The organism is Leifsonia sp. Ger2509 (assembly GCF_055231915.1).
Map to the genome: position 1 here is coordinate 955,821 of NZ_JBUYVB010000003.1, position 12,598 is coordinate 968,418.

A 12,598-nucleotide genomic window follows, 5' to 3' on the forward strand; every position below is an offset into this window, starting at 1 on the left:
TTTCCTTATTCTAGGCAGGCCCGGGGTGTGCTCCTGTCTCCCGCGTCCCTCTGGGGATACCCAAAACACCCCCAACTCGGGGGGCAAACGTCGGGTGTCGCGTCCAGCTTCAGTGGCGGCGTATCGCCCGGCGCAGGGAGCCCTCACCGCGCGCACCGCTCTCCGGCGTCTCCAGCACATCGATCACGACGACGGTCACGTTGTCGCGTCCGCCGTTGCCGAGGGCCGCATCCATCAGCTGCTGCGCCGCGTCGAGCGGCGAATGGCCTTCGCGGAGGAAGTGGCGGATCCCGTGCTCGGTCAGCTCTTTCGTCAGCCCGTCCGAGCAGACCAGTAGCCGGGTGCCCGCGACGATCGGGATGAACCAGTAGTCGGGTACGGGATCTTCGTTGAACCCCACAGCCCGGGTAATCACATTGCTGTGCGGATGCACCTCGGCTTCCGCCGCCGTGATCGCCCCCGCATCGAGCAGCTCCTGCACGATCGAATGATCGATGGTGAGCTGCTCCAGGACCCCGTCCAGATAGCTGTAGACCCGCGAGTCCCCGATGTTGAACACGAGCCAGTGCGGCACGCCGTCGACCAGCGTGAGCGCCAGCCCGGTGACCGTCGTCCCTGTGCCGAGGTCCGTGTGTCCGACACCGCGGCCCATGTCGTCCACGGCGGAGCGCAGCGCGTCGTTGATCGCATCCTCGCGGACGAAATCGACAGAGACCTGCTCGGCCAGCCGCGTGACCACAGCGGTGCTGGCGAAGTCGCCCGCGGTATGGCCGCCCATCCCATCGGCGACGGCGAAGATCGGAGAGCGGGCGAGCAGGCTGTCCTCGTTGACGGAACGACGGTAGCCCTTGTCGCTCAATGCTGCCCAGGCGAGGCCGACACGGGCGCCAGAGCCTCCGGGCACGGCCACATTGTGGCGTCTGTTGCTGCGACCGATCTGGGTCACGTGCATCCTCTCGTTGTCGTGCCTGACGAGTGGGTCATCACGGTAGATCCCTGGCGGGGGTGATCTCGATGATATTACCGTCGCCGATGTCCACCCGGGCGCCAGGCAGCACCACGATCGACTCGCCGGGTTTGAGCCGGCTCTGCAGACCTTCCCTGGACGACACGAGGGTTCCGTTCGTCGAGCGCAGGTCGGTGACCACGACGGTGTCCCCCACCTGCTCGAGCTGCACGTGCGTCGACGACACCTCGTGACCGCGCGACTCCACTTCGATCAGACGCGGCGTGACGCCTGCGACGACGCGCGGTGGTCGCGGACTGCGGCCGATCAGCACGGGCAGGTCCAGCTCGATGGGGTCGGCCGACCCGATCCGGATGCCGAGCATCGACTCCGGAGCCTGCACGAGCACCGGTCGCCGAGCGGCCCGGACCGTATCGTCCAGAGTGGGAAGAGCGATCGCGGCGGTCACCACATCCACCACGGGCGGCACCCTCTTGGGCCGGATGATCGTCTCATCCGCTTCGCCTGCGGCCGGGGTGTCGTCCGGTTCGGCCGGCGTGCGCGCGAGAGGGGCCGCGTCCGTCGGTTCGCCGGTGCGCTGGATGGGATGCGTAGACCAGACGAGCAGCTCGCCGTCGACGACACCCGCGCCGAGCGGCAGGGAGTCACGCGCCGCCGTCGCAACCGGACGCGTCGGATGATCGTCGCCACCGAGGACGAGCCCCGTCACCGACCGGAACTCGGCGAGCACCCACGGCTGCGTCCCATTGGCCGCGAACCTGCGGGAGCCACCGACCGAGAAGACATCGACGCTAGCGGAACCGCGCACCACGGCGGTGACCAGTGCCTCGCCGGTGTCGTGCTGCATCGCGATCGTCGCTGCGGCGAAGGAGCGCACGGCGTCGTCGCCGGCGAGCGGGAAGGCGCCGACGATCGACTCGATGGTCGCAAGATCCGATTCCGCCAGCCACCACAGCGCGTCGACCACGGAATCAGTCGCGCTGCTGTCGAATACGGCGACGAAGTTCCGGCCCGCCACGAAATGCCAGTGCGACCGCCCGCTGGTCGGAGCGTATCGCGTATAGCCGGGGGTCACTCCTGATGCCTCCTGCTGCCGACGATACGTGGGGGTTCCGCCCGGGCGACCCGCTGCGGCTATGAGCCGATGTAGCTCATGACGTGCTTGATCCGAGTGTAATCTTCGAATCCGTACATCGAGAGGTCTTTGCCGTATCCGGAGTGCCTGAATCCTCCGTGGGGCATCTCGGCGACGATCGGGATGTGCGTGTTGATCCAGACGCAGCCGAAGTCCAGCCCCTTGGCGAACCGCATCGCGCGACCGTGGTCGCGGGTCCACACCGAGGACGCCAGGCCGTACTGCACGCCGTTGGCCCAGCGCATCGCCTCGGCCTCGTCGGTGAACTTCTGCACGGTCTGCACAGGCCCGAAGATCTCGCGCTGCACTGCCTCGTCGTCCTGCCGGAGGCCCGAGACGATCGTCGCCTCGTAGAAGAAGCCGTTCGCACCCTGGCGGTGACCGCCGAGCTCGACCGTCGCGTGCTCTGGCAGGCGGTCGATGAAGCCGGAGACCTGGGCCAGCTGGTTCGCATTGTTGACGGGACCGAAGAGGATGCCGTCCTGGTCGGGCGCCCCGGTCGTCGCGTTCACGCGTGCGTAGGCCGTGAGTGCCGCGACGAACTCGTCGTGGATGCCCTCCTGCACGAGCAGGCGCGTCGCCGCAGTGCAGTCCTGACCTGCGTTGAAGTACCCGGCGGCGACGATGCCCTCGACGGCCTTCTCGATATCGGCGTCGTCGAAGACGATCACCGGCGCCTTTCCGCCGAGTTCGAGATGGACGCGCTTCAGGTCGAAGGATGCCGCACGCGCGACCTCCATGCCAGCCCGCACCGAACCGGTGATCGAGATCATCTGCGGGATCGGGTCCTGGGTCATCGCGGCGCCGGTCGTCCGGTCGCCGGTGATCACGTTGACGACGCCGGACGGCACGAATTCTGCGATGATCTCGGCGAGCAGCAGGGTGGACTGGGGAGTCGTGTCCGATGGCTTAAGCACCGTGGTGTTGCCCGCCGCGATCGCCGGCGCGAACTTCCACACCGCCATGTTCAGGGGGTAGTTCCACGGCGTGACCTGCCCGACCACGCCGATGGGCTCGCGGCGGATGAACGACGTGTGGTCCCTCATGTACTCCCCCGCGCTACGTCCCTCGAGGTTGCGGGCGGCGCCGGCGAAGAACCGGATCTGGTCGACCGAGAGCAGGATCTCGTCGTCGACGAGGGTCGCACGGGGCTTTCCGGTGTCCTGAGACTCGAGGTCCGCGAACTCTTCTGCGCGCGCCTCCATCGCATCCGCGATCCGGAAGAGTGCGAGCTGGCGTTCGCCGGGGGTCGTGTCGCCCCAGACCTCGAACGCATCGCCTGCCGCGGCGTACGCCTCGGCCACGTCTGCTTCCGTCGAGACCGGGGAGGTGCCGTAGACCTCTTCGGTCGCCGGATCGATGAGGTCGATGCGCTCCGTCGCGCGCGATTCTGCGTAGTCTCCGTTGACAAAATTGCGGAGTTCTTGCGTACTCATGCCGTGAGTCTACTGATTTCGTCTGCAAAATGGGCCGATATATACGGAATCACTTGCCGAAGGTGAATCTCACTGACAGAATCGACCCATGAGCACCCTTCGGGCATCGACGCCGGGCAAGCCGATGCAGATCGACGACGTGTCAAAGGCGATCATCGAACAGCTGCAGGCCGACGGCCGACGCTCCTACGCGGAGATCGGCAAGGCGGTCGGGCTGAGCGAGGCCGCCGTTCGGCAGCGCGTCCAGAAGCTGACGGAGTCCGGCGTGATGCAGATCGTCGCCGTCACCGACCCGATGCAGCTGGGGTTCTACCGCCAGGCGATGATCGGCGTCCGCGTGAGCGGCGACACCCGGGTCGTGGCCGACAAGCTGGCGGCCATGCCGGCCGTCGACTACGTCGTCCTCACGGCGGGCACGTTCGACATCCTCGCGGAGGTGGTGTGCGAGAACGATCTCGATCTCATCACCATGCTGAACTCGGAGATCCGCACCCTCGAAGGTGTGCTCTCGACCGAGACGTTCGTCTATCTGAAACTCCACAAACAGTTCTACAACTGGGGAACGCGGTAACACATGAGTACAACCACGGCAGCACCGTCCACCTCGACCGAGGCCGAACTCCAGGCCAAGGCCAAGGACCACCTCTGGATGCACTTCGCACGCCAGTCCGTCATGGAAGACGGGCACGGAGTGCCGATCATCACCCGCGGCGAAGGCCACCACATCTGGGACTCGCAGGGACGCAAGTACATCGACGGCCTCTCCGGACTGTTCGTCGTCAACGCCGGTCACGGACGCAAGCGGCTGGCCGAGGCCGCCGCGCGCCAGGCCGAGCAGCTCGCCTTCTTCCCGATCTGGTCGTACGCGCATCCGAACGCCATCGAACTCGCCGACCGGCTCGCGAGCTACGCGCCCGGCGACCTCAACCGCGTGTTCTTCTCCACCGGGGGCGGCGAGGCGGTCGAGACGGCTTTCAAGCTCGCCAAGTACTACTGGAAACTGCAGGGCAAGCCCACCAAGCACAAGGTGATCTCCCGCGCCGTCGCCTACCACGGCACCCCGCAGGGCGCGCTCGCCATCACCGGCATCCCTGCGATGAAGGAGATGTTCGAACCGCTGACGCCCGGCGGCTTCCGCGTTCCGAACACGAACTTCTACCGCGCGCCCGAGCACAGCGACGACCTCGAAGCGTTCGGCGTGTGGGCGGCCAACCGCATCGAGGAGATGATCCAGTTCGAAGGGCCGGACACCGTCGCTGCGGTCTTCCTCGAGCCCGTGCAGAACTCGGGCGGCTGCTTCCCGCCGCCTCCCGGATACTTCCAGCGCGTACGTGAGATCTGCGACAAGTACGACGTCCTGCTGGTCAGCGACGAGGTCATCTGCGCCTTCGGCCGCATCGGCCACATGTTCGCGTGCGACGAGTACGGCTACGTGCCCGACATGATCACGTGCGCCAAAGCCATGACGAGCGGATACTCCCCGATCGGCGCCACCATCGTGAGCGACCGCATCTACGAGCCCTTCAAGCACGGCAACACGTCGTTCTACCACGGCTACACCTTCGGCGGTCACCCGGTCTCGGCCGCCGTGGCGATGGAGAACCTCGACATCTTCGAGGAGGAGAAGCTCAACGAGCACGTGCGCGAGAACTCGCCGCTCTTCCGTGCCGAATTGGAGACGCTCCTCGACCTGCCCATCGTGGGCGATGTGCGCGGAGACGGCTACTTCTTCGGCATCGAGCTCGTGAAGGACAAGGCCACCAAGGAGACGTTCGACGACGACGAGTCGGAGCGCCTGCTGCGCGGGTTCCTGTCCAAGGCGCTGTTCGACGCGGGCCTGTACTGCCGCGCGGACGACCGTGGCGACCCCGTCGTCCAGCTGGCTCCGCCGCTGACGATCGGCCCGGCTGAGTTCACCGAGATCGGCCAGATCCTCCGGGGCGTGCTCTCCGAGGCGTGGACCAGGCTCTAGAGCGTTGAGTCCGGGATAAGTCCGCAGGATTTCGGTGAAATCGCGGACTTTTCCCGGACTCGAGCGCGCCCGAACGAAGAGGACGAGAAATGAGCGACGAGTACAGGCGCGTGAGCTTCTGGATGGATGCGCTCGTCGCGTCGGGCGCGGACGACCTGCGGCCGCGTGACTCCCTGGGCGAGGATGTGGACGTCGACGTCTGCATCGTCGGGGGCGGCCTCACCGGCCTGTGGACCGCGTACTACCTGCAGGAGGCCGACCCGACGTTGTCCATCGCCGTCCTGGAGAAGGACGTCGCGGGGTTCGGCGCTTCAGGGCGCAACGGGGGCTGGAGCTCGTCCCTGTTCCCGCTGTCGGCCTCGGCGCTCGAGTCCCGCTACGGCTTCGATGCCGCCGTGGCCCTCCGCCGCAAGATGGTGGACACGGTCGACGAGGTGGGACGCGCCGCCGAGGCCGAGGGGATCGACTGCGACTTCGTTCGCGGTGGCACCGTCGCTTTCGTGCGCTCCGGTGTGCAGCTGGCGAGCGCGCGCGCTGAGGTCGCCGAGGCCGCGCGGTTCGGCGTCGACCAGGTATCGCTTCTCGGTACCGAAACGGTCCGGCAGCGGTTCGGCGTGCCGAGCGCGATCGCCGCGACGTTCACGCCCGAGTGCGCCCGCATCCAGCCGGCGAAGCTCGTCCGCGGCCTCGCCCGCGCGGTCGAACGGCGCGGGGCGAGCATCTACGAACGCACCGAGGTGCGGTCCTGGGCGGATGGGCGGGTGGATGCCGTCGTCGGCAGCACACCGCGAACGGTCCGCGCCGCGACAGTCGTGAACGCGACCGAAGGCTACGGCTCGGCGTTGCGCCAGGTCGGGCGGCGCATCCTGCCCCTGTACTCGCTGATGATCGCGACGGAGCCGCTCTCCGACGCGGTCTGGGATCGCATCGGAATCGAACACGGCCAGACGTTCACCGACTTCCGTCACCTGCTGATCTACGGACAGCGCACCGCCGACAACCGTTTCGCCTTCGGGGGGCGCGGAGCGCGGTATCACCGGGGCAGCGCCATCCGTCCCGCCTACGACCGCGTCGGACGCGTCACGCACCACCTGCGGCGGGCGCTCGTCGACCTCTTCCCTGCGGCGGCGGATGCGCGGATCACCCACGAGTGGGGCGGCCCCCTCGGTGTGCCGCGAGATTGGCACGCCTCCGTGGGGTTCGACGCCGACCGCAAAGAGGCCTGGGCGGGCGGCTACGTCGGCGACGGCGTGAGCACCACCAACCTCGCCGGACGCACACTCGCCGACCTCATCACCGGAGCCCGCACCGACCTCACGGCGCTCGCCTGGGTGAACCACCGGTCGCCGCGCTGGGAGCCGGAACCCCTGCGGTTCGCCGGAGCCAATGCAGGACTGGTCGGGATGCAGTTCGCCGACGCGGAAGAACGCATCACCCGCCGCCCGTCCGTCGCCGCCCGCCTGATGGGACCGCTGACCGGGCACTGACCCGCGCCGGCTGGGCGCTCACGGCCGCCGGCGGGCACTGATCCGTGCCGGCCCGCGCGGGCCGGCAGCGAGGAACGGGGCCACGCCGACAGCGTGACCCCGTTCCACGTGGGTGCGTCAGACGTCCTCGGAGATCGCCGCGGCGAACTGCGAGTTGTACAGGTTGTAGTACGCGCCGCCCGCTGCGAGCAGTTCGGAGTGGGTGCCCTGCTCCACGATGCGGCCGGACTCCATCACGAGGATCAGGTCGGCATCGCGGATCGTCGAGAGACGGTGGGCGATCACGAAGCTCGTGCGGTCGGCGCGAAGCGCGCTCATCGCCTTCTGCACGAGGACCTCGGTGCGCGTGTCGACCGAGCTCGTCGCCTCGTCGAGGATGAGCACGCTGGGCCGCGCGAGGAATGCACGCGCGATCGTCAGCAACTGCTTCTCGCCTGCGCTGACATTCGAGCCTTCGTCGTCGAGCACGGTGTCGTACCCGTCCGGCAGCGAGTGCACGAACCGGTCGACGTAGGTCGCCCTGGCCGCGTCGAGGATCTCCTCCTCGGTCGCATCCGGCCGACCGTAGGCGATGTTGTCGCGGATCGTGCCGCCGAACAGCCACGTGTCCTGCAGCACCATCCCCATCCGGCTCCGCAGGTCGTCTCGTGTCATCGTCGCGACGTCGACGCCGTCGAGCGTGATGCGGCCGGAGTCGATCTCGTAGAACCGCATCATCAGGTTCACCAGCGTGGTCTTGCCCGCACCGGTCGGGCCTACGATCGCGACCGTCTGGCCGGGCTTGGCGACCAGTGACAGGTCCTCGATCAGCGGGGTCTCCTCCGTGTAGCGGAAGGAGACGTCCTCGAACTCGAGACGACCCAGGGTTCCTTTGGGGCTCTGCGGCTCGTCGGGGTCTGCGGACTGCTCGTCGGCGTCGAGCAGCTCGAACACGCGCTCCGACGAGGCGACACCGGACTGCAGCAGGTTCGCCATCGACCCCAGCTGGGTGAGCGGCTGGGTGAACTGGCGCGAATACTGGATGAACGCGGTGACGTCACCGATCCCGAGGGCTCCGGAGACGACCTGCAGGCCGCCGGCCACCGCGATGACCACGTACATCAGGTTTCCGACGAACATCATGGCCGGCATGATGATGCCCGAGATGAACTGGGCGCCGAAACTCGCCTTGTACATCTCCTCGTTCTTCAGCCGGAACTGCTCCTCGACCTCGCGGTGACGGCCGAACACCTTGACGAGTGCGTGACCGGTGAAGGCCTCCTCGATCTGGCCGTTCAGCTCGCCGGTGTGCTTCCACTGCGCGACGAACAGTTTTTGCGAACGACGGGCGATGAGCATGGTCACGATGAGCGTGAGCGGAATGGTGACGAGGGCGATCAGGGCAAGGATCGGCGAGATGATGAACATCATCACGACGACACCGATCACCGTCAGCAGGGACGTGAGCAGCTGGCTCAGGGTCTGCTGGAGGGTCTGGGAGATGTTGTCGATGTCGTTCGTCACGCGGCTGAGGAGCTCGCCGCGCTGCATCCCGTCGAAGTACTTCAGCGGAAGGCGGTTGATCTTGAATTCGACCTCTTCACGCAGGCGGTAGACGGTGCGCTGGGTGATCCCGTTGAGCACGTACGCCTGCAGGTAGCCGAATACCGACGAGAAGACGTACAGCGCGAGGACCCCCATCAGCACCATGCTGAGCGCGTGGAAGTCGATCCCCTCGCCGGGAGTGAGGGTCATGCCGCTCAGCATGTCGGCCTGCTGGGACTGGCCCGTCGCGCGCAGGTGGGCGATGACCTGCTCCTGGGTCGTCCCCTTCGGCATCGACTGCGAGAACGCTCCGGCGACCACGAGGTTGATGGCGTTCCCGAGGATCTTCGGCCCGAGCACGGCGAAGGCTACGCTGAACACCCCGAGGATCGTCACGAAGACGATGCCCCAGCGCTCCGGCGAGAGCCGGCCGGCGAGGCGTTTCGCGCTCGGACCGAAGTTCATCGCCTTCTCGGCCGGTCCCTGCATGCCGGCGAAGGGCCCGCCGCCACCCGGCCCGCGCCGCACCGGGGGACGCGGTGCAGGTGTCTTCTCTTCTGTCGCGCTCATGCTGCTTCCTCCGCGGTGAGCTGGGACGAGACGATCTCCGCATATGTTTCGGAGGTCTCGAGGAGTTCTTCATGGGTGCCCCGGCCGACGATGCGGCCGTCTTCGAGCACCAGGATCTGGTCGGAGTCGACGATGGTCGACACCCGCTGGGCGACGATGATGAACGTCGCATCCGAGATCTCTCGTTTCAACGCCTGTCTGAGGCGCGCATCCGTCGCCACGTCGAGCGCAGAGAACGAGTCGTCGAAGACGTAGATCTCGGGCCGCTTGACCAGCGCGCGGGCGATGGCGAGCCTCTGCCGCTGGCCGCCGGAGACGTTCGTGCCGCCCTGGGCGATGGGGGCGTTCAGTTGGTCCGGCATCGCCTCGACGAAGTCGCGCGCCTGCGCGACGGAGAGCGCCGACCACAGCTCGTCCTCGGTCGCGTCGGGCTTGCCGTAGCGCAGGTTGCTCGCCACGGTGCCGGAGAAGAGGTAAGGTTTCTGCGGCACAAGCCCGATCCGCGACCAGAGCAGGTCCGGTTCGAGTTCGGCGACGTCGACACCGTCGACCAGCACGAGGCCGCTCGTCGCGTCGAACAGCCGCGGAATCAGGTTGACCAGTGAGGTCTTGCCTGCGCCGGTGCTGCCGATGATCGCCGTGGTGCGTCCCGCCTGCGCGAGGAAGCTGACGTCGCTGAGAACCGGCTGCTCGGCACCAGGGTACGCGAAGCTCGCATCCACCAGTTCGACCGTCCCGTGCGTCTCGAGAACGCTCACCGGAGTCGCCGCCGACTTCACGGTCGACTCCGTGTTGAGCACTTCGGAGATGCGGTCCGCACAGACGGATGCGCGCGGGATGAGGACGGCCATGAAGGTCGCCATCATCACGGCCATGAGGATCTGCATCAGGTACTGCAGGAAGGCGGTCAGCGTGCCGATCTGCATCGAGCCGTCCTGGATGCGGAACGCGCCGAACCAGATCACCGCGACGCTCGAAACGTTCAGCACCAGCATCACGATGGGGAACATCAGCGCGAAGAGGCGCCCCGCCCGCAGCGCGGTGTCGGTTACCTCCTCGTTGGCCTGCTTGAACCGCTCGATCTCGACGTCCTCACGCACGAACGCGCGGACCACGCGGATGCCGCTGAGCTGCTCGCGCAGCACCTTGTTCACCTTGTCGATGCGTGCCTGCATGAGCCGGAAGAGCGGCACCATCCGCACGATGATGAGGCTCACGGCGATCAGCAGCACGGGCACGCTGGCGACGATCAGCCAGGACAGCTGGATGTCCTGCTGGAGGGCCAGGATGATGCCGCCGATCGCCAGGATCGGTGCCGACACCAGCAGGGTGCAGGTCATCAGCACGAGCATCTGCACCTGCTGCACGTCGTTGGTGTTGCGGGTGATCAGCGACGGCGCACCGAACGCGGACACTTCGCGTTCGGAGAATTCCCCGACCTTGACGAAGATCGCCCCGCGCAGGTCGCGGCCGACGCGCATCGCGACCTTCGCACCGAAGTAGACGGCGGTGATCGAGCACGCTACCTGCAGGACGGTGACCGCGAGCATCCCCGCCCCTACCGAGATGATGTATTCGGTGTCGCCCTTGACCACGCCGTTGTCGATGATGTCGGCGTTCAGCGTCGGCAGCCAGAGCGAGAGCAGCGACTGGGCGAGTTGGAAGAAGACGACACCGACGAGGAGTCGCCAGTGCGGGCGCAGGAAGCGCCCGAGGAGTTTCAGGAGCATGGTGTGTCCTAGTTCGTTACGGATGCGGTGGTGGATGCGGTGATGGATTCTGTGGCGGTGCTGATGAGAGCTTCGAGGGTGCTTTCTTCGGTCTCGTGGGCCGGTCGGCCGGCGACGCCGTAGAGGACGATGCGGGCCAGGTCGTCCACGCTGAACTCCATGCCCTCGTTGAGCGCGTGGAAGGAGGATGCGACGCTGACCATTCGGATGAGGTGCGCCACGCGCTCCGGCGGCCAGTTGAGCTCCGCGGCCTCGGGAGCGAGGACCTCGGCGATGATGGCCGGGAACTCGTGACGGGCGTTCTGCATGGGCGGCCGTTCTCCCCCGATCGCCGCGATCATGCGGAACATGCTCGAAAATCGTTCCCGCATGAGGTAGATCATCGCGCGCACTTTGTTCTCGAGCGGGAGCGCGGGGTCGATCGACCTGAGCGCCTGGCGCAGGGGCTCAGGGTCGAGGTACTTCTCGATGGCCGCGGTCACGAGCGTGTCCTTGTCGCCGAACGCACGGAAGATCGTACCTTCCGCGATTCCGGCGGCCTCGGCGATCTGCTTGGACGTCACGGCCCGGCCGTGTTCGATGAGCAGGGGAATGACGGCGTCGATGATCATCGACTGCCGTTCCTCGACCGACAGCGGCTGCGCCCGCCGATTCTGCACCATGAGGTCGAGATTAGCTGAGTGAGTACTCACTCAGCAATGCGCGGCGCGTTCGCCGACGGCGAAAACTGCGGCGCGTCCCGGCGCGACTCGACCTCGGAGCGATCCGGGCCGGGATGCTCGATCCGGGCCGTATGCTCAGGCGAACAGGTCGGAGACCGTCGCGACCTCGTCCGCGCTCGGCGTCCACGAGGTCGCCGCCTCCGCGTTCTGGATGATCTGCTCGGATTTCGTGGCACCCGCGATCACGCTCGTCAGCCCGGGCTGGGCGAGGAGCCACGCGAACGTCGCCTCCAGCATGGTCACTCCGCGCGCGTCGCAGAACGCCTGGTACTGCTCGATGATGTCCCAGGGCGCATCGTCGGCGAGGTGCTTGCGGATCATCATGATGCGGCTGTCGGCCGGACCGCCCTCGCGGGAGAACTTGCCAGTGAACAGACCGTTGTAGAGCGGGAAGAACGGCAGGAATCCCAGGCCGAACCGGTTGACGGCCGGCAGTACTTCCTTCTCGGCGTCGCGCACCAGGAGGCTGTACTCGTTCTGCGCCGAGACGAACTTCGGGTGGCCGCCGAGCTGTGCGGTGAACTCCGCTTCGGCGATCTGCCAGCCGGTGAGGTTGGAGTGCCCGATGTAGCGGACCTTACCCTCGGTGATGAGGTCGTCGAGGGTGGCGAGGGTCTCCTCGATCGGGGTCGCCGGGTCGGGGGTGTGCAGCTGGTAGAGGTCGATCCAGTCGGTCTGCAGCCGTCGCAGGGAGGCTTCGACAGCGAGGCGGATGTAGCGCCGCGACCCGCGGACCCCCCAATCCGGTCCGTTCGCTCCCCCCATGTCCATGCCGAATTTGGTGGCGAGCACGATCTGGTCGCGTTTGCCCGCGAGTGCCTTTCCCATGAGGGTCTCGGAGAGTCCGCGTTCCGCCCCGTAGATGTCGGCCGTGTCGAACAGGGTCACGCCCGCGTCGATCGCTGCCCCGATCACGGCGTCCGTGCCTGCCTGACTCTCAGTGGCGGTGCCCTGCCTGCCGAAGTTGTTGCAGCCGAGGCCGATCGTGGAGACGACGAGGCCGGAGTTACCGAGGGTGCGATAGTCGATCTGAGCCATGCTCCAAGGCTATCCGT

The 12,598-nt window shown here is 66.9% G+C and carries 10 protein-coding genes; 3 read left to right on the forward strand and 7 right to left on the reverse strand.

The window, feature by feature from the left end; translation table 11 throughout:
- Window positions 1-109 precede the first annotated feature (109 nt).
- The 3 genes from ACV7NN_RS04880 to ACV7NN_RS04890 are packed head-to-tail and all read right to left on the reverse strand — an operon-like array spanning window position 110 to window position 3,538.
- The gene (locus tag ACV7NN_RS04880; RefSeq protein ID WP_463348455.1) at window positions 110-946 is read right to left on the reverse strand and encodes a PP2C family protein-serine/threonine phosphatase; all 837 of its coding nucleotides are present in this window, start codon (window positions 944-946) and stop codon (window positions 110-112) included.
- A gap of 37 nt (window positions 947-983) precedes the next feature.
- The gene (locus ACV7NN_RS04885) at window positions 984-2,042 is read right to left on the reverse strand and encodes an FHA domain-containing protein (protein ID WP_463348456.1); all 1,059 of its coding nucleotides are present in this window, start codon (window positions 2,040-2,042) and stop codon (window positions 984-986) included.
- A 59-nt stretch (window positions 2,043-2,101) separates the two neighbouring features.
- Window positions 2,102-3,538 (reverse strand): gamma-aminobutyraldehyde dehydrogenase, encoded by a 1,437-nt coding sequence (locus ACV7NN_RS04890; RefSeq protein WP_463348457.1) that lies wholly within the window; start codon window positions 3,536-3,538, stop codon window positions 2,102-2,104.
- Between the two features lie 88 nt (window positions 3,539-3,626).
- Between ACV7NN_RS04890 and ACV7NN_RS04895 the strand changes: the two genes are divergently transcribed.
- The 3 genes from ACV7NN_RS04895 to ACV7NN_RS04905 all read left to right on the forward strand — a co-directional run bounded on the left by ACV7NN_RS04895 (window position 3,627) and on the right by ACV7NN_RS04905 (window position 6,997).
- Window positions 3,627-4,109, forward strand: coding sequence for an Lrp/AsnC family transcriptional regulator (locus tag ACV7NN_RS04895; RefSeq protein ID WP_345761529.1), 483 nt, complete (start codon window positions 3,627-3,629; stop codon window positions 4,107-4,109).
- A 3-nt stretch (window positions 4,110-4,112) separates the two neighbouring features.
- Window positions 4,113-5,510, forward strand: coding sequence for an aspartate aminotransferase family protein (locus ACV7NN_RS04900; protein WP_463348458.1), 1,398 nt, complete (start codon window positions 4,113-4,115; stop codon window positions 5,508-5,510).
- Between the two features lie 89 nt (window positions 5,511-5,599).
- The gene (locus tag ACV7NN_RS04905) at window positions 5,600-6,997 is read left to right on the forward strand and encodes an NAD(P)/FAD-dependent oxidoreductase (RefSeq protein WP_463348459.1); all 1,398 of its coding nucleotides are present in this window, start codon (window positions 5,600-5,602) and stop codon (window positions 6,995-6,997) included.
- Window positions 6,998-7,114: 117 nt separating this feature from the next.
- Here ACV7NN_RS04905 and ACV7NN_RS04910 read toward each other — a convergent pair whose 3' ends face one another.
- From ACV7NN_RS04910 to ACV7NN_RS04925, 4 genes are all read right to left on the reverse strand, one after another.
- Window positions 7,115-9,091, reverse strand: a complete 1,977-nt coding sequence (locus tag ACV7NN_RS04910) for an ABC transporter ATP-binding protein (protein WP_463348460.1) — start codon at window positions 9,089-9,091, stop codon at window positions 7,115-7,117.
- Complete coding sequence (locus ACV7NN_RS04915; RefSeq protein ID WP_463348461.1) at window positions 9,088-10,821, reverse strand: ABC transporter ATP-binding protein; 1,734 nt, start codon at window positions 10,819-10,821, stop codon at window positions 9,088-9,090. The genes ACV7NN_RS04910 and ACV7NN_RS04915 overlap by 4 nt, the downstream gene beginning before the upstream one ends.
- An 8-nt stretch (window positions 10,822-10,829) precedes the next feature.
- Window positions 10,830-11,483 carry a TetR/AcrR family transcriptional regulator gene (locus ACV7NN_RS04920; protein ID WP_463348462.1) on the reverse strand — a complete coding sequence of 218 codons (654 nt, stop codon included), beginning with the start codon at window positions 11,481-11,483 and terminating at the stop codon, window positions 10,830-10,832.
- A gap of 135 nt (window positions 11,484-11,618) precedes the next feature.
- Window positions 11,619-12,581 carry an aldo/keto reductase gene (locus tag ACV7NN_RS04925; RefSeq protein WP_463348463.1) on the reverse strand — a complete coding sequence of 321 codons (963 nt, stop codon included), beginning with the start codon at window positions 12,579-12,581 and terminating at the stop codon, window positions 11,619-11,621.
- Between the last annotated feature and the right edge of the window lie 17 nt (window positions 12,582-12,598).